Genomic DNA, 23756 nt, shown 5'->3' with positions numbered 1-23756 from the left:
CAGTATGCGTAACGCATGATGAACTCCCTTCGTCCGGCTGGTGTTTCATCGTGACTTGAACCGGGGTTCAAGCACTCGTTGATAATCGCAGCCATCGGTCAAAGAGCGCTCAAAGAGCGGTCAAGCGGCGGGCCGCTCGCCCTGTCGGACTGTTGAGTCGAGCCGTGGATACCGTCGCCAATCGAGCGTCGCATTTGCATCGAGCATGGCCTGATGCAATTTCTGCACCTTCATCGAAGGATCGATACCGAGTTCCTCCACCAGATACTCACGCAGGCGATGGTAGACATTCAACGCGTCGGCACACCGACCACATCGGTAGAGCGCAAGCATGTATTGGGCGTGAAACTCTTCGTTCGTCGGGTGCTCCAGTACCAGGGCCGCGAGTTCTGCGGGTAGTTCATGGTGGAGCCCCAGCCGAAGCCTGATCTCTACCCTTTGTTGCAGGACCGCGAGACGGCTCTCTTTGAGGTACGCCACAGCCGGCTCAAGCAGGGGGCCCGCTTGGACGTCTGCAAGCGGCTGGCCCCGCCAGAAGTCCAGGGAAGCGGTCAGCAGCCGTTCGGCCAGGACATCGTTTCCCTCTGCCAATGCCCTACTACCAGCGGACGCGAGGCGCTCAAATTCATGAACGTCTAGATCTCCGCGCTCCACGTTGAACTGATAGCCGTCCTGCTTTGTCACCAGGATCTCGTGGGCTACGACTTCTGTTGACCGCCCTAGATGACGGGCCAGGAACTTGCGAATCTGTACGACATACGTCTGAAGCGCTGTCCGCATACTCACCGGCGGCCGGTCGCCCCATAATTCCTCGGCCAGCGCTGCAACGGAAACCACTCGGTTCGCTTGTAGTGCGAGCAGGGCAATCATTTGGCGTGGCTTTGGTGCGGTGAGTCGAACTGGCTCGCCCAAATCAGCTTCTGTGACCAGCCGAAGCGATCCCAGTACCTCGATTCGGATGCGCTCAAACTTCCGAATTTCCGTCACGCTAACCACCTCGTTCCAGTCGCAGATTCCGCGAAGCGCGAGCATGAGCTATGACTGCCATGCCAAGAATGACGGCAAAGGAATGGGATAGATTTGATACAAATTCACTATCAGGCATCCCCTTCGTTGCGACAAGAGCGCCTGTGAAGCGAGAGGTTCATGCGACAGCAGGACGGACATCTTCAAGCCCCGACACCGCCCCCCTCGTATCTCGCCGGGGCGGGTACCAGGGACCACGTCACTGACGTGCAACATGTAGGTGCATCTGCCAAATTCGCGCGACGGCTGACTCTCGCGCGAACGAGAAGAAGCCTCACCCCGACAGAGGGAGCGCTCTCCTGGCATCGACGCAGGTCGCGACCACCGCCACCATTCTCGGCAGAGGGCGATGAGCAGAGTGGGGGAAATGGCCGAATGGCATCACTGAACACCCCTAGTGCCATCACGTGATGAAAACAGTCTCCGCACCTACCACAGAAGAAATGGTTGCCATCGCAAAGTGATTGCCACTCTCCAATCGCTTAGCTTACGCTAGCAACCATGCGCCGAGACTCCCTCTGGTTCCACCACGATTTCCGTCAGCTATGGGCGGGCCAGACGGTGAGTCAGTTCGGCACCTATGTGGGGCAGACCGTGCTGCCCCTGCTCGCGGCAACTACGCTGCATGCGTCTCCGTTGCAGATGGGGTTACTGACCGCGGCCGGAACAGCCGCCTTCCTCCTGATCGGCCTACCCACCGGAGTGTTGGTGGATCGCGTACGGCGAAGGCCAGTCATGCTGACGGCGGACTTCACGCGGGCCGCACTACTGCTCACCGTCCCCCTCGCCGCCTGGGCCGATGTGCTCACACTTATGCATCTCATGACGGTTGCCTTTCTCGTCAGTGTGGCCACAGTGCTCTTCGACGTCGCCTACCAGTCCTATCTGCCGTCTCTGGTCGGGCGCCCCCAACTCATGGAGGGCAACACCAGGCTCCAGTCGAGCCTTTCGGCCGCCGAGGTCGTCGGTCCTGGCGTCGGCGGCGGACTCGCACAACTGGTGGGAGCAGCAACCGCCGCCCTGACGACGGCCGTCAGCTACCTAGTCGCCGGCCTTCTCCTGCTCCGGATCAGGCGCGCGGAGCCCCGCCCCCGAAGCCAGGACGGCACAGGGGTGCGCGCGCAGATGAGAGAAGGGTTGAGGTTCGTCCGCAGGGAGAAGTCATTGCGGGCCATCACCGTTTCCACCGCTCTATCCAATCTGGCGATCACGGTGCTGCTCTCGATGCAGATCCTCTTCCTCACCCGGGACCTCGCTCTGACTCCGGGCGCTGTCGGCGCCGTACTCGCGTTGAGTGGTGTGGGTGGGTTACTGGGGGCGCTCACCGCCGGTCGCTGTGCACAGTGGATCGGCCCCGCCCGCGCCATCTGGCTGATCCCGCTGGTCATCTCACCCGTGGCGCTGGTGATACCCATCGCGGAGCCCGGCTGGCTGACCGTCCTGTGTGTGCTCGGTCTTGCCATCCGGGCCTACGGCACCACGGTCTTCAACGTCGTCAACGTCAGTTACCGGCAGGCGATCTGCCCCGGTCGGCTGCTGGGCCGGGTCAACGCCAGCGTACGGTTCATCACCTGGGGTGTGATGCCTGTGGGTGGTCTGCTGGGCGGCGTACTCGGCAACTGGATCGGCGTCCGGGCCACCCTGTGGGTCACCTGCTCAGCCCTTGCCTTGACCTCCCTGCCCCTCCTACTGTCCCCCCTGCGCACGCTGCGGGAGTTTCCCGTCGTTCGAACCGAGGATGAGGAAGAGGTTCCATCCCGTATCTGAGTCGCTTCCTTCGTACCGGTCAACGGGTGACGATCACAGACTCGGGTACACGGCGATGTAGACCGCCGTTCGTTGGGTTTCCGGGGCGGCGTCGTCGTGATCGAACTCCTCGATGAGCTTCTCCAGACGGCGTTGGTACTCCTCTCGCCGTTCCGGCGTGAGATCCAGTACGAAGCGGACCTGGTCGACGTCCTTCATATCGAGCTCACCCGCCTCGGCGAGAAATGCCTCCAACATCGCCTCGGCGATGGGTCCTTCGTTCCGAGGGCCCCTGGTCCAAGGGAGGCCCAGAGAGCGATAGGGGATCTCCCGGGCGCCTCGATTCCCGCGGCGAGGTGGCTGCGGCTCCAGGAGTCCGGCCTCCACCAGCTTGCGCACATGGTGCAGTGTGGTCGCGGGGTCCCTACCCAACCGCTCAGCAAGCTCCTTGTTCGTCAGAGCGTGCGTGCGTGTGAGCCGGATGATGCGCAGCCGCACCCCCGATGCTAGGGCACTCGCCCGTACCTCGGCGGTGTCCCGACGCTGTTTGGCCATGGCCCGAGCCTAAGGGGTCCCTTCGTCCTGCTCTACGGGCAGGCTCCACCCATGGGCGCACATCGTCTGAGGCATCCTCCACCGTCCTCCGCACCGCGTACTTCCCCGAGGCAGGGATGCAGGCAAGTCGTGGTAGGTGAATGCTGGTGTTGATGCGTCGGCCCTCCAGATGCGCCTTCGTCCCCTGCATAGGGCTGCGCCCGTATCTCTGCCCGATGGACGGACCGCTGCGCACTTAAGTCATGGACCGGGAGGCTCAAATGGCCGGCGTCGTGGCAGAGTTTCACGGGCTCGCCGGGTGTGTTGGCAGGCGGCTGTCGTCGTGGTGGAACAACTCACCTGCAGCCCGCTCTACCGCGACGCCCCCCGGCCACGGCTCACCGACATGGCCCACGAGAAGGCACTCCTCGCGCATGAAGACCGTCGTCATGCTGCACCGGTCCGCCTACTACGACCCCCACCATCAAACGAGCCGCTACGACCGCTCCCCCGATCCCGACCAATACCCCGAGCACCTCCTTTTCCGATACGGGCTGCCCGAGCGCGCCTCGGCTGATGGCATTGCCCATTGAGTGTTCGGGTACAGGGATGCGGGCGTCTTTGTTCCGGCAGCTGCCCGGCTGCATGATTCGCGTGGCCAGAGTGTTCGGAGGTGGTGGCGCTGGCGGCCGGTGGAGTCCCGAGGTTGGTAGCTTTCCTCACTTAGAGGAGCTAACACAATGCCTGGACTCGTCTGTAGGTGATCACGCAGCAGGCGAGTTTCAGGAACGCTTCGTGGATGTCGTCGCGGATGTCCCAGCGGATCCGTAGCCGTCGGAAGCCATGAATCCAAGCGTTCGTGCGCTCGACGACCCACCGAACAGTGCCTAGGCCGGAGCCGTGGGGCACGCCCCGGCGAGCGATGACTGGTTTGATGCCGCGCTTCCACAGCAGTCGGCGGTACTTGTCGTAGTCGTAGCCTCGGTCGGCGAACAGCTGCCGGGGACGGTGGCGTGGCCGGCCGGTGGTCCCGCGGATGCGGGGGATCGCGTCGAGTAGGGGCAGTAGCTGGGTGACGTCGTGGCGGTTTCCGCCGGTCAGGGTGATGGCAAGCGGTGTGCCGACGGCATCGGTGATGATGTGGTGCTTCGAGCCGGGCCGGGCGCGGTCGACCGGGCTCGGCCCGGTTTTGGGCCGCCCCGACGGGCTTGGCGGTGCGAGCCGTCGATCACCGCCCGGGACCAGTCCAGCTTCCCCGCGCGATGCAGTTCGGTGAGAAGCAGCTGGTGCAGCCGGTCCCAGACACCGGCCTCGTGCCAGTCCCGCAGCCTCCGCCAGCACGTCATTCCGGAGCCGAACCCGAGCTCCTGCGGCAGCCACTCCCACTGGATCCCGGTGTGCAGCACGAACAAGATGCCCTGCAGGCAACCGCGGTCATCAAGCGGCAGCCGCCCCGGGTTGCACGACCGGCGCTGCCTGACCGGCAGCAGCGGCTCGACCCGCATCCACAGGTCGTCCGACACCACCCACGGCGGACCATTCCCCTTCCCCATACCCCGCCCAACGATCCGCCAGGGGAAGAGGACATGGCTTCCACCACAGCTTTCTGTTAGCTCCTCTTAAGGCTGGACCGGGCAGCTGGCGCCGACGTCCGGCCGTCAGGTGATCCTCCGCCTCTCGGCTTCGGCGAGGATAGTGTCACGTTCTCTCCACTTCGCCCAGAACGCGCCGCGGTATCCCACTCCGAGTTCGGTCACTGGTCGATCCTCGCGCCCGTCCCACCCTTCCACCCTTCCGGAACTGCCGCAGTAAATGCGTACACCTCACCCTGCGGCCGACTTGGCCCGCCGCAGGTCACGATGATCACGGGAGGGGCTCCACCGCAGTAAATCCGGTATCTACTGCGGCAGGAGCGTTGTCCGTTCTCGGCGGCCTGAAAAAGTCCTCACCCCGCGCCGACCTCTTGCGAAAAAGCAGTTGCGCTTGTTGGCTTCTGGTCGTCAGGGTGCAGTGGTGATCGGAACGGAGATCGAAATCCCCGTCGTGGACGGGGTCCTTTCGGGTGTGGACTTCGGCGGCCACGGTGAGGGGGTGCTACTTGTCCACGGCAGCGGACACAACGCCGCCGCCTGGGCGGATGTGGCGCCCCATCTGGTGAGCGAGTGTCATCCGATCGCCATCGACCTGCGTGGCCATGGGCAGACCCAGCTCGACTCCACCGGCCCCGAGCAATACTGGCGAGACATCGGTGGCGTCGTCACCGCGCTGGGCTGGGACCACCCCGTACTGGTGGGCCATTCCACCGGCGGGTACGCGGTGACGGCTGCCACCGCCAGTGGCCTCGTGGAACCGGCCGCCCTCTGCATCGTGGACGGCATGGTACTCAATGACCGTAACGCGTCACTCGCCGAGCATGCCGCTGCGCGGACCACCGAGGCGGCGGACCGTTTGCGGACGATGTTCCGCTACGGCTGGGAAACGAACGACGACAAGATGCATGCCTATGTCGAGCAGTGCGCGCGGGAGGCCGAAGGGGACTGGCTCAACGCCGGAGCACGGCACGAACTTGTCGAAGAGGTCACGCGGCGCTCCTTCCTGCGCCGCGGCCAGCGGTGGGTACGCCGACCAGCCATCGAGGAGATCGCGACTGTCACCGCCGTGGAGCCCGACGCAGAAGTCTTCCCGAGCATCGAGGTGTACGACCGCCTCACCTGTCCGATGACGATCGTGCTGGCCGATCATGGCTTTTACGCCTCGCGGCACGACGAAGTGCGTACCGTCGTCGATGCCGCCCCTGACCGCCGGCTGACCGACATCAGCTCGAACCACAACATCCCCATGACCCGGCCTGCTGACCTCGCCGCGATCATTCTCGACCTGGTGCGAGACCGAGCTGCGGCATCGGTCGGGAACCTTTGATTGATCCCCACCCTTCCAAGGAGTTGCTGTGGCCGTAAGCGAGATGTCCGTGGCAGACAAGGGCGCTGGGCCGTACGGCATCGCGGCCGGACCTGACGGCGCACTGTGGCTCACCTTCGCGCACAGCGGCCGCATCGCGCGCCTCACCCTCGACGGCGAACTCAACGAATACCCCCTGGACTCGCCCGAGTGTCGCCCTACGGTCATCACCCCCGGGCCCGACGGAGCACTGTGGTTCACCCGGTCCCAGGACCACCGGATCGGCCGCATCACCACCGACGGTGAAACGAAGTCCTTTCCCGTGCCGACGCCCGACAGTGGGCCCTTCGGGATCACCGCCGGTCCGGACGATGCGATGTGGTTCACGGAGATGAACACCGACCGGATCGGCCGCATCACCAGCACGGGAGAGATCACCGAGTTCGCCCTTCCCTGTACAGGCGCCTATCCCGCGGCGATCACCGCAGGCCCTGATGGCGCCCTGTGGTTCACCCTCAACCAGGCGAACGCGATCGGCCGCATCACTGTCCACGGAGACATCGCTATCCATCCGCTCCCCACCCCGAGCGCTGCACCCGTGGGCATCACCAGCGACGGCGCCGCCTTGTGGTTCGTCGAGATCGCGGCGGGCCAGGTCGGCAGGATCTCGGTGGACGGCGCGGTCAAGGAGTTCCCGCTGCCTGACCGCACGGCCAAACCCCACGCCATCGTCGCGGCCTCCACCGGTGACTGCTGGTTCACCGAATGGGGAGCCAACAGCATTGGCCACATCACCGGTAGCGGCAAGATCGCCGAGTACACCCTGCCGTCACCGTCGTCCGAGCCGCACGGCATCACCCTGGGTCCCGACGGCGCTCTGTGGGCGGCCCTTGAAACGGGAGGGGTCGCGCGGCTTGAACCGTAGCCTCAGGACGAAGAACCTCCCACTCCGGAGCACCGCGCACACGTTTCGAGCACGCTCAGGGTAGCTGTGCTCACCCATCCACCCCATGTCTCAGTCATCCCGTCAACCTACCGGCGGGCAAAGAGGGCTCACCGGCAGTGTCGGTGGCGGTTGGGAGACTGCGGACATGGACGAACAGATCATGCGAAGGCGGGTCTACGGGAGGGATCATGACGACCCAGACCCGGGCCCGGTGCCAGGACGCGACTACGTCGAGTTGACCGGCGGACCGCTGGACGGACCACTCCTCGATGTCTCCGGGTGGACGTCGGGCGAGCTTGCTACCGGCGCAGCTCTGTCTACCTAGCTGGGGCGGTTCGTCGGCGGGCGGGCGTTGTACCGACCCCGCCCCGGGGAACCGCTGAAATGGGACTGGGAGATCGACACGCCCTGCCCCCCTTCTTCCCGGTCCAGGGATATGGACCAGGGTTCGTGTCACGACACCGTAGGGCCGTCTCTGTGCAGGGCACTTCACTCCGAGTCCCTGTGCGGCCCAAGGCGAGCCAACCGCCGTGGCCCTGCGCGGTGGCGTGCGTACGAGCGCAGATCGTGGCGGGGTTTGGACAGCCAGTGGGTGCTCGCTGGGGTGTTCGGCCGCCGCGGTGAGGGCAAGGAGCGCGGTCTCGTCCAGTCCGCTGCCGTTCACGGGGTGGATCGCGGTGACGCGGGGTGTCCCCTCGGTGAGGTTCCGGTCTTGTCCAGGGCGACGGCGTCGATCTCGCCGAGGCGTTCCATGACATGGACGGCGGCATGGGAAGATTGCATCTCGGAAGAGCCTTGTCATCGTGCGTGCTGGAAGCCTCAAGAACTCCCACCATCGCAGCTCACTAGGCTCTTCCTCGTTCCCGGAGAAGTTGTCCACAGACGCCAGCCGGTGGATCCGGGCTGAGACTCCTCTGAAACCCCGCCTCACCGCCCCGCCAGGGCCCATGTGAAGGCCAGAGCGGGGCGGTTCTGCACCACACACAGGACGAGAGACACACGACCCTGCTGTTCACCGGGAGGCGGGGCAACGACTTGACTTCCCGCTCGCGCGGTCGAGATACACGTGCCGCCGTGCGTGAGCAGGCGGACGCCGACTCGACGCGACGGCGCCCCAGACGCTGCCGATGGGTGACGTCTCGCTGTCCAAGGTCAGGGGCGAGCCCGGTCGGCCGTCTGGCCGTGGTGGGCGAGCGAAGCATCGCCCACCACTACGACTCCGCCACCGGGGACCGCTCGCCACCATGGCCTGCCGTGGGGGCGGCCCCCGAGTCGCTTGCATCACTTCAAGGAGAGTGTTACATGGCCACCCTTCGCGCAAAAGGGCGAACGTCCCGGCTTGCCCAATACCCGGCTCGTTCGGCCAGCGGTCGGAGACCCACGACGAGAGTGTGGTCTGATGGCACGGATCCGCACGATCAAGCCGGAGCTGTGGGAGTCGGAAGACATCGCTTCGGTCTCGGTGACCGCGACGCTGACCTTCATCGGCCTTCTCACCCAAGCCGACGACGAGGGTCGCCACCGCGACCATGCAGCGATCATCGCAGGGCGCCTGTGGGCCCTGCGGCAGGAACACACCCCCGCGCACGTCGCCCGGGACCTAGAGGAGCTGGCCGGGGCCGGGCTGATCTGCCGGTACACCGGCTGCGACGGCCGCACCTATCTCCACATCGTCACCTGGGAGAAGCACCAGCGGATCGACCGTCCGTCCGCATCGCGGCTGCCCCGCTGCCCGCAGCATCAGATGAGCCGCAAGTGCGCGGACCACGCGACCAGCCCCTGCCCCGCCCCCCATCCGAGCGCCACCGCCGCGCCGGCAACGCCCTCCCGCAACTTGTCCGGCGCCGATTCGCCGGACCTTCCACGAGGGCTCGATCAACCGGTTTCACCCGATTCGACTCTCGCGGGGTCTTTCGCTGAGGCCGCCCGCGGAACGTCCCCGGCCGCTGAGGGCTCTGAAATCAACCATCAGGAGACCCCCACGGGGCCTTCTGGTGAAACCGCAGGTCAGACGGTATTCGTGGAGGATTCGTCGCACCCTCGCGAGGATGCGACGTCTGGATCTAGGATCTTGGATCCTGGATCTTCCCGTAGGGGGCGCGCCGCGCCCGCACCCGACGCCGCTCTGGAGCGGGTCTCGGCGAAGGAACTGGTGGCCGAGTACGTCAGCGGCTGCCACCAGCGTCCGCCAGGGAACTTCATCGGGCAGCTAGGGCGCAACCTCAAGGCCCTGCTGGACGAGGGCTTCGAACCGGACCACATTCGCACCGCACTGGACCGGTTGCGGGCCAAGGCGCTGCATCCGAGCGTGCTGCCGAGCCTGGTGAACGAGGTCGTCAACCCACCCGCCCTCGTCGCGGCGGGGGCTTCGAGCGCCTCCGGCGGGGCCCCTTGGGCCAGCCCCGACAACGCCTATCAGCCGTACTTCAACCCGACCCCTCCGCCCGCCAACGCCGTGTTCGGGAGGCCGCTGTGACCCGCACCCTCACCCGGTCCGCCGACCCCCAGACCGCGATCGGCGAGCGGCTACGCGCCCGCCTCGACGCCCAGCTCGCCGCCCGCCGCATCGACCCCGCCCGGTGCCTGTCCGCCGATCCCGCTCCCCAGCCGCTTCCGGCCCTGGAGACGGCCCAGCTGCGGATCCCCGCCGACTACCGGGACGCGGTCGCCGACCATCCGGCCGTCGCCGCCTGGGTGCGGACCATCGCCGAGTCGGCGACCGCCCCCTACGCCGGGGACCGGCACGCCCAGTACGGGCGGACGGGGCGTCGGGAGATCCGGACCGGCCCGTCGCTGCTGCTGTGGGGCCCGACCGGCACCGGGAAAACCCGGCAGGCATTCGGGGCGATCCGGTCCCTGACCGCCGCCGGGTGCGCGGTCCGCTGGCACGCCGTCAAAGCCGCCGACCTCTACGGCCAACTACGCGCCCAGGACACGGACACCGAGGCGGTTCTCCGGCACGCGATGCGGGTGCCGCTGCTGGTCCTCGACGACCTCGGCGCGGCCAAGTGGAGCGAATGGAAGGAAGAGGTCACCTTCCGGCTGCTGGCGTGGCGTGGCGAGAACCATCTGCCGACTGTCGTCACCACCAACCTCTCCCCGGACCCCGCCGGGGCAGGCCCCCGGTATCTGCGGAGCGCGGTCGGCGATCGGAACGTCTCGCGCCTGTCCGGCATGTGCACACCGGTGCAACTTGCCGGCTTGGACCGCCGCTACAGCCACCGCTGACCCGCACCCTGCCCCACCGATTCCGCCGGCGCGACGGCCCACGCCGACGCCCCTTGCCCGCCCCGCCTCCCGAACACGCGCACCCCAACCCACAGGTGACGCATGTCGGCCGACGGCCTCATGAGGCGTACTCCGGAGACTCCCCATGCGCTACATCACCACCATCGACGCCGCCCGGCCCGCGCTGCGCGGGATCGCCGACCACAGCTGGCACGCCCGCGCCCACTGCCGCAACCTGGCACCTGCTCAGGCCGACCGGCTGTTCTTCCCCCTGCCCCGCGACCACCAGGCCATCGCCCAGGCCAAAGCCCTGTGCGGCCGGTGCCCGGTCAAACGGGACTGCTTCAACCACGCCCTCGACAACGGCACCAAGGAAGGCGTCTGGGGCGGCCTGACCGAAACCGAACGCCGCGCCTGGCAAGCGAAGATCAGCAAGCGCCTCGACTACGCCCGGGTCCGCGCGGCCTTCATCGGTCGGGACGTACACCTCTCCACCGCCGAACGCGAGGCCGTCACCCGCCACGCCCACGTCCGCGGCTGGACCCCCGAGCGCCTCGCCTACACCCTCCAACTCGACCTCGACTACGCCCGCGACCTCATGCGCGAAGCCGCCCACGCCGTCGAGGACCGCGACCGGTACTGGGACCTCTACACCAACACCCAGGACCAGGACCAGGCCGAAGACGCGGAACCGGCGGACAACACCCAGGACCAGGACGGCACCGACATTGAGGCGGACGACGACGAGGAATCGGGCGACGCGCAGGACACGCCGCCGGTGTCCTCACCGGTCCCCGGCCACATCCACACCCATGCGCTGATCGACGCGCTCGGAAAGGAGCATGACCCCCCGCACCACCGCGTCGCACGATGTCGCCCCCGTCGGACCCTGGGACCGCCTCGCCATCCTCGCCCTCGGCACCGCCGGCTGCGCCCTGTCGTACGACGCGCTGCAGCAGATGGCCGTCGCCATCCACGTCCGCGGATTCCTGACCTACCTCTTCCCCCTGGTGATCGACGGGTTCATCGCCTACGGGGTCCGCGCCCTGCTCGTCCTGCGCACCGCGCCCTTCGGCGCCCGCCTTTACGTGTGGACCCTGTTCGGCACCGCCACCACGGCGAGCATCTGGGCCAACGCCCTCCACGCGGTCCGCCTCAACCAACAGCTGGCGCCCGGCAGTGGACTGCGCCTGGGCGACACCGTCGTCGCCATCCTGTCCACCCTCGCCCCACTCGCCCTCGCCGGCGCCGTCCACCTCTACATCCTCATCACCCGCCACCACCCCCACACCACCAGCACCGCCACGGGGACCGAACGGGACCGGGGACCACAGACGGGAACCGTCCCCACCCACCGCACCGGGGACCGGGAACTCCAGCCGGTCCCCGCGCCCCGGTCCGGGACCGGTCCCCGGGACCGAACGGATACCCCACCCGACGGGGACCGTCCCGCGGGGACCGGAACGGGACCCGAATCCGGGACGATGCCGTCCTGTCCCCGGGACCGGACACTGGCACCGGGGACACCGGGGACACCGAGGACCGGAATCCGGGACCGTGCTGGCCGCCCGTCTCACGGGACCAGGCCGGAACACCACCCCGCCGGGGACCGGACCACGGTCCCCGACATAAAGCCGCTGGCAGACGGCCCAGTCCCGCTCGAAGAACTGGAGACCGGGGAAGGGGACCTGCACGCCGTGACGCCGTCGGGACCGGCACCCAGCGACGAGGAGCGTCCCCGGGACCGCACGGACAGGACAGCCGCAACCGACGGGAAGGACGTCCGTCCCCTCACGGTCCCCCAGGAGCAGGCACAGGCACCGACCCGTCCGGTCCCCGGAACCGAACAGGACCGGGGCGACGCCCCCGTAGCCGACGGCCGGAGCAGCGTCCGTCCCCGCGCGGTCCCGGGGACCGCGACGAAAGCACAGCGGAAGGGGACCGGGGGACGGTCCCGCAAAGGCCGGGGTTCACGGTCCCGCTTCTCCGAGGACGACATCGTCGCCCTGATCCACCCCCACGTCCCCACGGTGCTGGAACGCGACGGCAACGAAGCCATCACCCGCGTCCAGCTCAGGGAGATCATGCGCGACCAGCGCATCTCCATCCGCAACGAGAACCTCTCCCCGGTCCTGCAGCGACTGCGCGGCACAACCGGCACCACCGCCACGAGGAGCATCCGATGAAGACCTGCCAACGGTTCACCCGCATCCGCACCGGCTACGAGCAGGACATCACCTACCTGCGCAACCACTCCGAACGCCACCACGGCACACCCTCGGGGAAGGTCAGCGCCAAGCACTCCGCCGGCGCGAAGCGCGCCATGGCCCGGGCCCTGAACCGACACTACGAGCGCTGCCCCGAATGCGGCTGAAACCCGCCTAACTCCCGTGCTCTGAAGCGGTGCTCCGGCGACAACGCCGGAGCACCGCCCCCCACCCGGAGGTCACACCCCGATGCTTCCCCGAAAAACCCGCACCACGGCACCTACAGCAGCCGAGGCCGACGCCTGGGCCGAGGTCCTGGTCCGCCGCCGCCTCCTGCACACCGCCCTGCCCGTCCCCACAGGGCAGTGGCTCGTCCAGGCGACCCCCGCCTCCCCCGTCCGGGTCCTCGACGGACCGGCCGTGGTCGAACTGGCCGCCAGGATCCAGCTCCACGCACGCACCAGCAAGGCCCGCATCCGATGACGCACCCGAACACGACCGGGTTCACCGACGAGGGTTCGCCGGGCTCCAACTCGACCCCAACGCGAGCAAGTTATCGGCCAAGACACTCTTCCCCGTCGGGGAAGCGCGTCTTGGCCAAGCCCGCCCCGGGGTTGGCGGGTGTGGACCAGCGCCGGGGGGCACTGGTCCGGGAGGCAGCGACCGAGGGCGGACCGCAGCCGGAGAAGCAAACCCCGCGCCGTCAGCGCCGAGACGCGAAGAACCCTTCGCGTAAGCGCTCGCCGAAACCGCCCGACCGCAAGCGTGTGCATGTGTGCAGCGTCCGCCTGAACAACGAAGAGAAGGCCCTCCTCACCGCCGCCGCGCAGCGCACCCGTACGACTTTGCCCGCGTTCCTCGCCCGCGCCGGCCTCGCCGCCGCCCGCGACCTCGACCACACCGCCGCCACCATCGCCGGACAACGCGAGACCGTGACCGAGTTGTTCGCCGCCCGCCGACACCTCGGCCAGGTCGGCAACAACCTCAACCAAATCGCCCGCGCCCTCAACTCCGGCGCCCAACCCACCGAGCCGCAACTCGACGCCGCCATCACCGCCACCCGACGCGCAGTCCAGCGCGTCCAGGACGCCACCGACCGACTGATCGCCCAACACTAGAAAGCCACCACCGGCATGATCCCCAGGATCCACCAGCGCGGGAAACGCACCATCGGCCTCCTCCACTACCTGTACGGGCCGGGCACCCACGAGGAACACACCGACCCGCACCTGGTGGCCTCCTGGGACGGCAACGCCCCCGACCCCGGCCGCGCCGACGACTTCGCCACCACCATCAAGGAGCTGCAGCAGCTCCTCGACCAGCCGCTTCACAACATCGACGAACAAGACCGGCCCCGCAGGCACGTGTGGCACCTCTCGGTCCGCAACGCCCCCACCGACCGCATCATGACCGACGTCGAATGGGGCGAGATCGCCCGCCGGATGGTCGCCGCCACCGGCATCGACAACCCCGACAAGAACGGGGCCGGGTGCCGCTGGGCGGCCGTACGGCACGCGGACGACCACATCCACATCGTCGCCACCCTCGTCCAAGAGGACGGCTACAAACCCGACCTCGACCACGACGCAGCCGCTCCCAGGCCGAAGCCCGCCTCCTCGAAGCCGAATACGGCCTCCGCCAACTGAATGCCGGTGACGGCACCGCCGCCCAACACCCCACCAGCGCCGAACGCCACAAAGCCGCACGCGAACAGCGAGAACGGACGCCGCGGAAGGAACTGCGGGAAACCGTCCGGCGGGCCGTTGCCGGCGCTCAGGGCGAGGCGGAGTTCTTCGACCGGCTCGCCGCCGCTGGGCTCCTCGTCCGGCGCAGGGTTGCCCCGTCCGGGGACCTCCTCGGCTACACCGTAGCCCTACCCGACGACCGCAACAAGGACAACGAACCCATCTTCTACTCCGGATCGAAGCTCGCCCCCGACCTGTCGCTCCCCCGCGTCCGCGAACGCTGGACCACCGATGGGGGTGCGTCCGGGCAGGAATCGGATGCACCATCGGCCTCCAGGCACCAGCTCTCTCCCAGCGGCACAGGCCCCGCGCCCGCACGTCGACATGCGACCGCAGCGGTGTGGCAGGCGGTACTGGTCATCGGCCAAGGAGACGACCCGGCCATAGCGGCGCAGCTGGTCGGTGCCGGTGAGGTGCTGGACGCGCTGGCGAAGACATCCGCCGCCCACACCAGACGTGAGCTGAGGGAAGCAGCCTTCGCGTTCGAGCGGGCGTCCCGCTCCCACATCCGGGCCGTGCGCGGGCATGACCGGGCGCTGCGGCAGGCCGCCCGTGACCTCATGCACAGTGGGCCGGCCTTGGGGCGTGGGGAGGACGGCGCCACCACCGCGATGCTCATCGACATGGTGTTCTTCCTCGTCGTCGCCGCCACCAACTGGCACGCGAGGAAGGGGCATGCGCAGCAGGCTGCCGCCGCCCGGCAGACGGCCGAACACCTACGTGCCGCCTACCAGCACGCCGCCCCAGGGCCCCTGAACGTCCTGAACGAGCGGGGCCGCCGTATGCCCCGGCCGCTGCAACTCCAACAGGCCACGTATATACGGGTGGCGGTGCCGGAGCTGGCCCAGCAGATCCTCGCCGAGCCCGGTTGGCCCGCGCTGGCCGCCACCCTCGCCGACGCCCAGCAAGCGGGCCACAACCCAGGCCCTTTGCTCGCCGAAGCGGTCCGCCAACGGGAGTTGGACACCGCAGGATCCCTCACGGATGTCCTGGTGTGGCGGCTGCGCCGCATGGCCGACCTCCCCGCCCTACCGCCCGTCAGCGCACGAGTCCAGACCGCGCGACAGCCGACGGGCCAGCTGGCCGAAGACCGTTCCGACCAGCGGCGCAAGGCCCGGTGATTCACAACTTTCAGAGTTGAAGCCGAACCGGTGTAGCGGGCACGGTGTGTGGCCCGAAGGGCGAACCATGAAGGAGCAGCATGTTCAAGCGCGTACGCGATCAACGGGAATGGCGCGAAACCCAACGCGCAGGGCGGGAGATGAAGCCTGGGCGGACCGCCAGCCGGACCCCACCTCCATCCCGCAACAGGACCCCGTCCCCGCTACTGACCTTGCTCCGCCCCCGATGATGGACGATTTCCTGCCGCCCGAGTTGAGGTCGGCCTCCCCGGGTGAGTTGGCCGGGATGATGATGCCCTGGCGGGGGCAACTTGCGGTCGGCGGTGAGGTGCGTACGTGCCCGCAGTACGGTACAGACCGCGACTGGATGATCCTCAGCATTCTGCGCCGCCGTGCCGGACACGAGACCCCCGAAACCGCGTTGGGGCGTTCACGAAGGCCGTTGAACTGGGCCGATAGGGCGGACTGGAGATCGTTTCCCAGGTTGCTCATGATCATTTTCCAGGGGAGGCCGGTTCGGGCCCAGGGTCCCGTTCCGTGTTGTCAGTGGCTGATGTGAGGATCCCGGCACAGCTACGCGAGGAGATCATCATGGGCACATGGGATTCAGGCCCCTTCGACAACGACACAGCTGCGGACTTCGCCAACTCTCTCGATGACGCCAGCCCCGAGGAACGCGAAGCTCTGGTTCGAGGCGTTCTCACCCGCACCGTGAGTGCCACCGGCTACCTCACTGAAGCGGAGGAAGCAGTGGCAGCCGCCGCGCTGATCGCGGCGCCATGTACAGACGGCGAACCAGTCGACACCCGCTATGGCCCTCAAACACTCATGCCCGCCTACTCCCTCGAACTTCGGACACTCGCCGACGAAGCCCTCGCCCGCATCGCTGGGGACGGGGCCGGGCTCACTTCCAACTGGGGCGATCCGGGGACGGGAACCCATGGCGGTCCATGCTCGACCGGCTTCGCGCAGTGCTTGCCCCGCTGCCGCCCACGATCCCGCTCTTCAACTAGCTGTAGCGCATTCGCTTGCCTCGGGCCATGAGGACCAGCTTCCGTCGTCGGCACACGAGCGAAGATGCTCTCCTCCGTCAACGGAACCTCCGGTGGCACGGCACAGCCAACAAACCGCCCGTGTTGCCATGCCCCAACCGGGGGATCGCCCTACCTTGGTCCGCTCTACGAGCTGCCTATCTGGGCCTACGGTGAGGTCATGCCTCACGACATCACACGCTTACATCACGTCGGCCACGTCGTCAGCGACATGGCACAGGCCATAGCGCTCTACCGGCGGCTTGGATTTCACGTTCCGCCGCCCAGCGTGCCGGCGCTGGCACCTCGCGGGGGTGCCGCGCCGGAGCCCTTCGGGGCGGCGAATACCCACGCCGACCTCTCCCGGAGCTTCGTCGAGTTGGTGACCCCGGTGCAGCCCGGGAACACGGCGGGCCTGCCACCCGACGCGCGGATCGTTCCGCTCCAGGTGCCTCCGGAGAAGGTCCCCCTGGTCCTGTCGCGGATCAAAGCGACCAGCGCTCAGCTTGCCGGATGGCGTGATCGCTTCGAAGGGCTCCACATCCTGATGTTCTCCTCGTCGGACATCGACAGCACGGGTAGCAGGCTCACTGCCGCCGGTGTCGAACACGGAGAGGTGAACACCGTCGGCCGACCGGTCGAGACCCCCAATGGCATGCGCACGGAACCCGTCCGCTACCTGGAGATCGACGGTGCGCCGGAAGGCCGGGTCGGCGTCGTTGCCGATCTGGACCCGGAGTTCCAGGACACCCGTCACCTCGACCACCCCAACGGCGCCCGGGACCTCGTCGAGGCGGTGCTGTGCATACCCGACGAACAACTCCCCTTGGTTCGCGAGCGGTACGCGCGGTATCTGGGCCGGCCGATCTCCACAGAAGGCCCGGTTACCCTCGTGACCGAGGCCGATCTCCGTGAGCTGCTGCCGGGTGAGGCTGCGCCCGCGCTCCCGGCACTTGTCGCCTGCACAGTTGCCGTCCCTGACATCAATCGGGTGCGTGCGTTGCTTGCAGAGTCCGGACTGCCCGTACGCGAGACAGCCCGAGGGGAACTCTTCGTTCCGGCCGAAGGAGCCCTCGGTGCAGCTCTGATCTTCCGGGAGAGCTGAAAGGGGGCATCTACTTCCTCGGCTCCGGCCATGCCGACGCAAAACGCCTTCCGCACCGTCAGGACCGACCCCCGATCCCTGGGCCCTCAGCCATGCCCGCACCACGACAAGCCCCGGACCGAACCGCGCCCAGCATCCCGCCAGCCACCAACCCGAACAGGCATCGAACGAGCCCCGGAAACGACGAAACCCCGCCCGATCTGAACGATCGGACGGGATCTCGTTACCGCTCCAGAGCTAACTCAAGAACGGCCTCGCGTTGGACGCGGTGTGATTCAACCGCCACTCCGGCCCCATGGAGCACCGCCACGCCACCCTCGAAGACGGCCTCACGTACCTCGACCACCAACCCCGCCTGCCCGCCGAACCGTCAGGGGCGGTTCGGCAGTCACAACCCTCCACACCAAACCAGGGGAACCATATGCGCCGCCGCTCCACCACCGTCGTCCTCGGCCTCGCCACACTCGCCCTCACTGTCCTCCCGGGCTGCTCCACCAGCAGTTCTACCCCCGCCACGGCGCTGGGCGATGAGCAGTGGTCCCAGCTGCTGACCTTCACCGCAGGCGGACAAAGCAGCGTCCTCAAGCAAACCGCCATCCGCAGCGGCACCCTGCTCGTGAACATCTCCGGATCCCCGGCCTCGTCGACACCCACATAGACAAGGCCCTCACCAAGGCCGAGTCTTCGAGCTGACCTCCCCGTTCACCAAAGGGGACCTGCCGCAGGCTGATGGCACGTGCAGGTCCCCTTTCGCGTTTCGATGACACCCACCAACGGTGCGGTGGATTGGCCCAGACCGACCGTGGATCGTCAGCGCCGGGCCGGGGGATACCTGCTCACCGCCGTCCCGCATCTATGTGGCTGGTTTCTGTGGTCGACTGCCTGGGTGACCGGTCGTTAGGGATGGTGTCGCGGGTCGTGTCGGGGACCGGACGGTCCGCACGCGGGGAAGGGCGTCTGCAGCCTGCCCGGCCACGTTCCGTCCCCGCACACCACAGGGCCGGGTGTTGGTCATCGTGGTCTCAACCCTGCGTCCCGGATCTCGTCCCCGCGTCCGCGGGGATTCTCCTCGGCCTGTCGGCGGCCCCGGACCCGGGCTCTCGCGTGGGTCCCCGTGGTTGAGGCTGTGGAATCGCGGCTCAGGACGCTCCAAGTGAAGAACCACGTTCTTCGGAGCGAATCGGGCTGGCTCTGGGGAATGCGCGGCGAGTGTGCGAGATGACCTGTGTGCGGACCGGTAACAGTGACGACTGCCGGGTCCCCTGGTGGGATCCCAGGGGCCGCCGATGCCTGCGTGCGGGACACATGCAGGTCCTGGGGCCTGACTGCCGAACACCCAGGCAGCGCAGGACAGTGCGTAGGCCCGGGTCGACGGACAGCGTTAGCTCGACACGCCCAACAGCCTTTCTTGCCCTAACCGTTACCTGATCACTGACTGTACGGAATCGCGCAAGTGTTCACGCTCGCGCATGCAGGAGGGATCACAACAAACCAGGCATGCGCCTTCACCCAGCGTATGAGCGGAAGGCGAGGCTCAATGCCGGTCCGTGTAAAGCCTGTTGAGACCCGTGCAACCCTCACCGATAGTGATGCCCGGCCCTGTGTATCACCACGTTCGGGCCGAACGTCACTTAGCCGATGCGTGCCTCAGAACACCTCGGCCCTCATCACTCCCTCACACAAGGAAAGGAAATCCATGGAGACCAGTTTTCACACTAGCGTACGGCTGAAAACGGCCGCAGTGGCAGGCTTAACCGCTATTGCGACACTGGCCAGCAGCGTACCGGCACACGCCGAAGGCAGTAGAGCGACGTACATCCGCGGCTGGCAGTGGGGGCAAGAGTCCGGCCGCTGGCGGGACAACCACAACGACGCTGTCTCAACCAGGGTCGCCTTCGAGACCTGCAGTGCTGATACGACGACCTTCAGCGCACCCCTTGTGCTCTACCGAGTCAGACCCGCACTGCCCGACGTCGGCCACGGAACGCGTATCAACACCTGCAACGTCTCCAACTGGGGCACGATGACCACGGCTGGTGACTACTACTTCGCCTATACCGGAACGCGGATAATCTCAGTGAACGACGTGGGCATCTACTGGTGACCGGCGATCGATGATTCTTCATGGCCGGCGGGGCCGTGCTGTGCGCGGACCTGCCGGCCCCGTTCAATGAGGCTGCTGGAATGACTCTCGAAGTAGACAGGTGTACGTTCGGCTACCGGCGCGGTGTCAGCGTCTTACGCGACTTCTCCGTCACGTTCCCACCCGGCCGGACGGTACTGCTCGGGCCCAACGGCGCGGGGAAGTCGACCTTGCTCGGCATCGCGGCGACCGCCATCACCACGCCTGAATCCGGTCAGGTTTCCCTGAATGGCCTGATACCCCGTTCGTCGGATGCCCGTAAGGACTACCGACGGCGTGTCGGGTGGCTTCCCCAGCAGGTGAAGCCGATCGCCGGGCTCAAGCTGCGCGAGCAAGTCGCCTACGCGGGCTGGCTCAAGGGACTGAGCCGCCGGGCCGCCTGGAAGGCCGCCCGGTCTGCTCTGGCACGCGTGGGCCTGGCCGAACTCGCCACCCGGACGGGACACCAACTCTCCGGCGGCCAGCTCCGGCGCCTGGGCATCGCCCAGACCCTCGTGCACGGAGCAGAGTTCGTCCTCCTGGACGAACCCACAGCCGGCCTCGACCCCCAGCAGCGGGCGGTCTTCCGGGAACTGCTCACCGACCTGTCGCCCACCACGAACTTCGTCGTCTCCACCCACCAGACCGAAGACCTGGCGGAGGTCTTCGACACCGTCGTCATACTGGACCGCGGCACAATCCGCTTCCAGGGGACGGTCCCCGCCTTCCTCGCCCACGCCCCGGCCGACACCGCACCCGGACGACTGGCCGAAGGCGCCTACACCGGCTTCATCCACAGGGAGGCGTGACCATGCCCTGGCTCTCCCTGCTGCGCATGTCCCCCGCTGCCTGGGGCGCGATCCCCGCGTGCGCGTGGATGTGGTACTTCGCCCAACAGCCCGACTTCCACGTCACCGAGGGCTACTGGGAAGCCGCGATCGCCCAGACCACCCTGATCGGCATGATCCCAGCTAGCCTGTGCGCAGCCACGGGAACCTGGGAGGCCATCCGGCTCAAACGCTCGGGCCTCGTCGACAACGGGGGTGGCACCTCCGCACGATCCTGCCTCACCGTCGCCCTCGCACAGCTTCGGATCACCTGGTACGTCAGCGCGCTCTTCGTACTCTGGACGCTGATCTGCGTCACCCGCTGGGCATCAGGAGCCCCCGGCCTCCCGGACCTCCGCGTGGTCGCGCTCCTTTCCCTGATGCTCTTCACCTACGCCCTGGCCGGCTACGCCATCGGCTGGCTCTTCCCCGGCCTGCTCGCCGTTCCCGCGACAGCAGTGGTGACCTACCTCTGGCTCGCCTACCCGGCAGCCCTGGAGCCCCTGTGGCTCCGGCAGTTGAACGGGACGAATCTCAGCGAATGCTGTGCCTACGACCAGAACCTGGCCTCCCGTCCGCTGATCGTTCCCGCAGTCGTCCTCCTGGGCCTCATCGGCTTCGCACTCCTCGCGATCACTGCCCGCTCCCGCCGCGGTCGTCTGATGTCCATACTGCCGCTCACCGCCGCAGCAGCCATAGCCATACCGCTGGCCATACCGCTCGGCCTCAGCCCCAGCGAAAAAAGAGACACCAGCGCGCTGCGGTGCACTGATGGGGACATACGCGTCTGCCTCTGGCCCGAACAGAGCAACCAAGCCGGACGGATTCAGACCTGGGCGCGGGAAGGCGCTGCCCGGCTAAGCGGAGCGGGAGTCACACCACCAGCCGCTTACACCCCGGCTCTGTCCAGGCCCAGCAAGGCAGACGTACTACGCTCCCTGGTCAGCATGGTCATGCCCGCAACGTTCCCCCGGTGCGACAACTGGGCCGGCAGATCCGCCTACTTCCCAGTCGGAGCCTGGCTGGAACTCACAGCCGGCGCACCCCGCGCGGAAGTCGCCAAGCGAATGGGTGACGGCGGTAAGACCATCGCCCTCATCGACCGGGTCCGCACCCTGCCTGCGAAGGACCAGCTGAACTGGTACCAGACGAACCGCTCCGCCCTCACTGACTGTGACCGCCGGCCCCAGCTGGAGCCCGGCACCCCTAAGGACGGCACCTCGTGATCTGGTGGCTGCATATCCGCGCCGCGCCAGCCGTTCTCGCGACCCTGCTGGCCGTGGGCACCACTGCGACGCTCGCCCAAAGCTCCGAAGTCCCGGTCCCCTCCGTGATCGGAGGACTCACCTCCGGACTGCCCCTGCGATTCCTCGCCCCCGTCCTGCCCGTCCTGCTCATCCTGTACGGGCAGGCACGCGCTGACCGCACCCTGGAACACGTCGCCGCACGCAACGTCCGCTGGCTCGACCCCGCCTTCGCCACGGCCACCGTCGCCCTGGCCCTCGCGGGCTCCGCTCTGGTACCCGACGGACTCGCCGTCGCCCGCAACATCGCCGGCTACCTCGGAATCGCCCTGCTACTCCGCTGGGCATCAACCCTGCGGGTGGCGATGGCACTCATCAGCCTCCTCCCGTTCGCTGTGGCCTCCCTCGGCGGCCACCGGAGCAACCCCGCGTGGTGGGCATGGCCCCTGCACCACGCAAGCAAACCCTCAGCCGCCGCGATGGCGTTCGTCCTCTTCACCCTCGGTTTGTGGACCTCTCTCCAGAAACCCCTTCGCGGAGACCACGATGAAGCGCTTTGAGAGACCGCACCGGCTCGAAACCGGTGAGCGCATTCAACCGATCGACTGCGGCCCTCAACCCCCGCACCACTGGTAGCCACATGACACTCCGCATTTCTCCTTCCAGAAGAGTGGGGGCGCTCGTACCCTCCTGACCGGGCTCCGGCTACGGTGCAAGAGGCCGCAGCGGTGGCTCAGCTCCAAGTGGTCGACGAGAGCCGCCCCGATTTCGAGTGGGACAAGTTCTCCCATGGGAACGTCGGCCTGGGCTCTAGCCACGGCTGCAACACCCACAACGAGAACCTGCTCAAGAACCCCCACCATGGCTATGGCCCTCACTGACTGACCGCCCTAGCCAGGCACCACGTCCTTGGCGGAGGACATAGAGACCCTCCGAGCAGTCTCGATACGCTTCCGGTAGTCCTTCAGCTGCCCCCTGACACAAGACAGCGTGAAACGCCCGGAGGGTCAGACCGTTGACGGCCTGACCCTCCGGGCTCTTGCGTACCGTTCACCCCCGTCCCCCAAGAGCTAGTTCCGGTGTGCTTCAGCGAGCGGGGCGCTGGATCGTGACCAGCCGGTCCCGCCGCAGCCGCAGGTCGGCCACCCGTTCCTCGGCCGGGAGGTACACGAGGAGATCGGTGTGGCTCTCACCCCCGCGGTCAGCGACCGCGACCACGAAATGCGTCTCCTCGCAGCCGGAGAGGGTGTAGGCGTCGCCGGAGGTGAGGGTGCGGGCGCGGTCGGCGAAGACGTCCAGATCCTGCTGACCCCAGGTGCGGGCTATGTCCTGCATGTGGGGCAGGGTGAACATCTACCGCACCAACTCGGCGTCCTCCCAGTGCCATCTGCACGGCGCGCACTCGTTCAACGCCTCCGGACTAGGTCCGGCGAGCGCACGATCGCAGAACGCCTTGCCCGTGACGGCGTTGCGCCGGTGTCCGGTGACGAGGTTCCCTCGGCCGAGGGGTGCCCAGAGCAGGGTGTCGTCACCGTGACACGGCTCGATGGTGGGCGGTAGCAGTTCACCCGCCAGCTGATGCAGAACGTCGAGCGCGTCACCGAGACGGACACACAACGTGCACCGACGGCAGGTCGTGGTCGACCGGTTGTCGAGGGGCTTGCCGCAGTAGGCGAGTAGGTGGCCGGGGATAGGGCGGTGTCCGACAGTGCCCCGGCCTGTCCCGGTCGCGGGCCGGGCCTCTGGCTCGCCCGGATGCGGCGCGGTACCAAGGACAAGGAGGGCGCGGACGCAGGATTGGCACAGGATATGCGCACTCGCCTCCGGGACGGGCTTCAGATCCGGCGAGTGAGTGGCGCATGCCGTCACCGCCTCGACGCCCAGCAGCACGCCGACGTGGGCGGTGCCGTGCGTAGGGCCGATGGCGAGACGGATCAGCGGCAGGGACAAAGAACCTCCGTCAGAGGGAACAGGCG

The 23756-nt window shown here is 67.5% G+C and carries 23 protein-coding genes and 4 pseudogenes; 21 read left to right on the top strand and 6 right to left on the bottom strand.

Annotated elements, in window-relative coordinates:
• Positions 1-120: 120 nt before the first annotated feature.
• Positions 121-987 carry an AfsR/SARP family transcriptional regulator gene (locus tag OID54_RS33850; RefSeq protein WP_329025861.1) on the bottom strand — a complete coding sequence of 289 codons (867 nt, stop codon included), beginning with the start codon at positions 985-987 and terminating at the stop codon, positions 121-123.
• A gap of 540 nt (positions 988-1527) precedes the next feature.
• On the opposite strand from OID54_RS33850, the gene OID54_RS33845 reads away from it, so the two are divergent.
• On the top strand, positions 1528-2793 hold the full coding sequence (locus tag OID54_RS33845; RefSeq protein WP_329025860.1) for an MFS transporter: 1266 nt from the start codon (positions 1528-1530) through the stop codon (positions 2791-2793).
• Between the two features lie 33 nt (positions 2794-2826).
• On the opposite strand, the gene OID54_RS33840 is transcribed toward OID54_RS33845, so the two are convergent.
• Positions 2827-3327: an ArsR/SmtB family transcription factor gene (locus tag OID54_RS33840; protein ID WP_329025857.1), complete on the bottom strand. Its 501-nt coding sequence runs from the start codon at positions 3325-3327 to the stop codon at positions 2827-2829.
• Positions 3328-3740: 413 nt separating this feature from the next.
• On the opposite strand from OID54_RS33840, the gene OID54_RS33835 reads away from it, so the two are divergent.
• Positions 3741-3899, top strand: a complete 159-nt coding sequence (locus tag OID54_RS33835) for a hypothetical protein (RefSeq protein ID WP_329025855.1) — start codon at positions 3741-3743, stop codon at positions 3897-3899.
• 139 nt (positions 3900-4038) lie between these two features.
• Here OID54_RS33835 and OID54_RS33830 read toward each other — a convergent pair.
• Positions 4039-4859, bottom strand: a protein-coding gene (locus tag OID54_RS33830; RefSeq protein WP_329013717.1) for an IS5 family transposase whose coding sequence is annotated in 2 segments (ribosomal slippage) — positions 4039-4499 and positions 4499-4859 — 822 coding nt in all. Because the reading frame shifts where the segments join, the coding sequence is not laid out codon by codon here.
• Positions 4860-5319: 460 nt separating this feature from the next.
• On the opposite strand from OID54_RS33830, the gene OID54_RS33825 reads away from it, so the two are divergent.
• The 3 genes and pseudogenes from OID54_RS33825 to OID54_RS33815 all read left to right on the top strand — a co-directional run.
• Entirely contained in the window at positions 5320-6225 is a 906-nt protein-coding gene (locus OID54_RS33825; protein ID WP_329025853.1) for an alpha/beta fold hydrolase, read from the top strand.
• Between the two features lie 28 nt (positions 6226-6253).
• A complete protein-coding gene (locus OID54_RS33820; protein ID WP_329025851.1) occupies positions 6254-7129 on the top strand; it encodes a Vgb family protein in 876 nt (291 codons plus the stop codon).
• A gap of 166 nt (positions 7130-7295) precedes the next feature.
• Positions 7296-7559 (top strand): annotated as a pseudogene (locus tag OID54_RS33815) (hypothetical protein); the annotation flags it as partial.
• A gap of 251 nt (positions 7560-7810) precedes the next feature.
• On the opposite strand, the gene OID54_RS33810 reads toward OID54_RS33815, so the two are convergent.
• Complete coding sequence (locus tag OID54_RS33810; protein WP_329028044.1) at positions 7811-7933, bottom strand: hypothetical protein; 123 nt, start codon at positions 7931-7933, stop codon at positions 7811-7813.
• A gap of 616 nt (positions 7934-8549) precedes the next feature.
• Between OID54_RS33810 and OID54_RS33805 the strand changes: the two genes are divergently transcribed.
• The 16 genes and pseudogenes from OID54_RS33805 (at position 8550) to OID54_RS33730 (ending at position 22661) form a co-directional block, all read left to right on the top strand.
• Positions 8550-9626, top strand: coding sequence for a hypothetical protein (locus OID54_RS33805; protein WP_329025849.1), 1077 nt, complete (start codon positions 8550-8552; stop codon positions 9624-9626).
• Positions 9623-10378 carry an ATP-binding protein gene (locus OID54_RS33800; RefSeq protein ID WP_329025847.1) on the top strand — a complete coding sequence of 252 codons (756 nt, stop codon included), beginning with the start codon at positions 9623-9625 and terminating at the stop codon, positions 10376-10378. Before OID54_RS33805 ends, OID54_RS33800 begins: the two co-directional genes overlap by 4 nt.
• A gap of 145 nt (positions 10379-10523) precedes the next feature.
• A pseudogene (locus OID54_RS33795) lies at positions 10524-10733 on the top strand (WhiB family transcriptional regulator); the annotation flags it as partial.
• A 487-nt stretch (positions 10734-11220) separates the two neighbouring features.
• A pseudogene (locus OID54_RS33790) lies at positions 11221-11656 on the top strand (DUF2637 domain-containing protein); the annotation flags it as partial.
• Between the two features lie 904 nt (positions 11657-12560).
• Complete coding sequence (locus tag OID54_RS33785; protein WP_329027935.1) at positions 12561-12752, top strand: hypothetical protein; 192 nt, start codon at positions 12561-12563, stop codon at positions 12750-12752.
• An 82-nt stretch (positions 12753-12834) separates the two neighbouring features.
• Positions 12835-13068 (top strand): hypothetical protein, encoded by a 234-nt coding sequence (locus tag OID54_RS33780; protein WP_329025845.1) that lies wholly within the window; start codon positions 12835-12837, stop codon positions 13066-13068.
• Between the two features lie 110 nt (positions 13069-13178).
• Complete coding sequence (locus tag OID54_RS33775; RefSeq protein WP_329025843.1) at positions 13179-13703, top strand: plasmid mobilization protein; 525 nt, start codon at positions 13179-13181, stop codon at positions 13701-13703.
• Positions 13704-13718: 15 nt separating this feature from the next.
• Positions 13719-15451 (top strand): annotated as a pseudogene (locus tag OID54_RS33770) (relaxase/mobilization nuclease domain-containing protein).
• Between the two features lie 591 nt (positions 15452-16042).
• The gene (locus tag OID54_RS33765; RefSeq protein ID WP_329025842.1) at positions 16043-16495 is read left to right on the top strand and encodes a DUF4259 domain-containing protein; all 453 of its coding nucleotides are present in this window, start codon (positions 16043-16045) and stop codon (positions 16493-16495) included.
• A gap of 168 nt (positions 16496-16663) precedes the next feature.
• Positions 16664-17587, top strand: a complete 924-nt coding sequence (locus tag OID54_RS33760; protein ID WP_329025840.1) for a VOC family protein — start codon at positions 16664-16666, stop codon at positions 17585-17587.
• 295 nt (positions 17588-17882) lie between these two features.
• A complete protein-coding gene (locus OID54_RS33755; RefSeq protein ID WP_329028042.1) occupies positions 17883-18245 on the top strand; it encodes a hypothetical protein in 363 nt (120 codons plus the stop codon).
• Positions 18246-19283: 1038 nt separating this feature from the next.
• A complete protein-coding gene (locus OID54_RS33750) occupies positions 19284-19691 on the top strand; it encodes a hypothetical protein (RefSeq protein WP_329025839.1) in 408 nt (135 codons plus the stop codon).
• An 80-nt stretch (positions 19692-19771) separates the two neighbouring features.
• Complete coding sequence (locus tag OID54_RS33745; RefSeq protein ID WP_329025837.1) at positions 19772-20518, top strand: ATP-binding cassette domain-containing protein; 747 nt, start codon at positions 19772-19774, stop codon at positions 20516-20518.
• A gap of 2 nt (positions 20519-20520) precedes the next feature.
• Positions 20521-21762 (top strand): DUF7224 domain-containing protein, encoded by a 1242-nt coding sequence (locus OID54_RS33740; protein WP_329025836.1) that lies wholly within the window; start codon positions 20521-20523, stop codon positions 21760-21762.
• Positions 21759-22340 (top strand): hypothetical protein, encoded by a 582-nt coding sequence (locus OID54_RS33735; RefSeq protein ID WP_329025834.1) that lies wholly within the window; start codon positions 21759-21761, stop codon positions 22338-22340. The genes OID54_RS33740 and OID54_RS33735 overlap by 4 nt, the downstream gene beginning before the upstream one ends.
• A gap of 168 nt (positions 22341-22508) precedes the next feature.
• Positions 22509-22661, top strand: a complete 153-nt coding sequence (locus OID54_RS33730) for a hypothetical protein (RefSeq protein WP_329025833.1) — start codon at positions 22509-22511, stop codon at positions 22659-22661.
• Between the two features lie 205 nt (positions 22662-22866).
• On the opposite strand, the gene OID54_RS33725 is transcribed toward OID54_RS33730, so the two are convergent.
• Positions 22867-23115, bottom strand: a complete 249-nt coding sequence (locus OID54_RS33725) for a hypothetical protein (RefSeq protein WP_329025830.1) — start codon at positions 23113-23115, stop codon at positions 22867-22869.
• 18 nt (positions 23116-23133) lie between these two features.
• Positions 23134-23730, bottom strand: a complete 597-nt coding sequence (locus OID54_RS33720; protein ID WP_329025828.1) for a hypothetical protein — start codon at positions 23728-23730, stop codon at positions 23134-23136.
• Between the last annotated feature and the right edge of the window lie 26 nt (positions 23731-23756).

The organism is Streptomyces sp. NBC_00690, from assembly GCF_036226685.1.
In the GTDB taxonomy this organism is placed as follows: domain Bacteria; phylum Actinomycetota; class Actinomycetes; order Streptomycetales; family Streptomycetaceae; genus Streptomyces.
This window is presented reverse-complemented; position numbering and strand designations above follow the sequence as displayed.

Bases quoted from the DNA above. Each gene is read 5' to 3' on its own strand.
- OID54_RS33740 (WP_329025836.1), top strand. From the start codon at position 20,521: ATGCCCTGGCTCTCCCTGCTGCGCATGTCCCCCGCTGCCTGGGGCGCG.
- OID54_RS33755 (WP_329028042.1), top strand. From the start codon at position 17,883: ATGGAGCACCGCCACGCCACCCTCGAAGACGGCCTCACGTACCTCGAC.
- OID54_RS33750 (WP_329025839.1), top strand. From the start codon at position 19,284: ATGGAGACCAGTTTTCACACTAGCGTACGGCTGAAAACGGCCGCAGTG.
- OID54_RS33835 (WP_329025855.1), top strand. From the start codon at position 3,741: ATGAAGACCGTCGTCATGCTGCACCGGTCCGCCTACTACGACCCCCAC.
- OID54_RS33805 (WP_329025849.1), top strand. From the start codon at position 8,550: ATGGCACGGATCCGCACGATCAAGCCGGAGCTGTGGGAGTCGGAAGAC.
- OID54_RS33845 (WP_329025860.1), top strand. From the start codon at position 1,528: ATGCGCCGAGACTCCCTCTGGTTCCACCACGATTTCCGTCAGCTATGG.
- OID54_RS33785 (WP_329027935.1), top strand. From the start codon at position 12,561: ATGAAGACCTGCCAACGGTTCACCCGCATCCGCACCGGCTACGAGCAG.
- OID54_RS33765 (WP_329025842.1), top strand. From the start codon at position 16,043: ATGGGCACATGGGATTCAGGCCCCTTCGACAACGACACAGCTGCGGAC.
- OID54_RS33760 (WP_329025840.1), top strand. From the start codon at position 16,664: ATGCCTCACGACATCACACGCTTACATCACGTCGGCCACGTCGTCAGC.
- OID54_RS33810 (WP_329028044.1), bottom strand. From the start codon at position 7,933: ATGCAATCTTCCCATGCCGCCGTCCATGTCATGGAACGCCTCGGCGAG.
- OID54_RS33840 (WP_329025857.1), bottom strand. From the start codon at position 3,327: ATGGCCAAACAGCGTCGGGACACCGCCGAGGTACGGGCGAGTGCCCTA.
- OID54_RS33725 (WP_329025830.1), bottom strand. From the start codon at position 23,115: ATGCAGGACATAGCCCGCACCTGGGGTCAGCAGGATCTGGACGTCTTC.
- OID54_RS33780 (WP_329025845.1), top strand. From the start codon at position 12,835: ATGCTTCCCCGAAAAACCCGCACCACGGCACCTACAGCAGCCGAGGCC.
- OID54_RS33745 (WP_329025837.1), top strand. From the start codon at position 19,772: ATGACTCTCGAAGTAGACAGGTGTACGTTCGGCTACCGGCGCGGTGTC.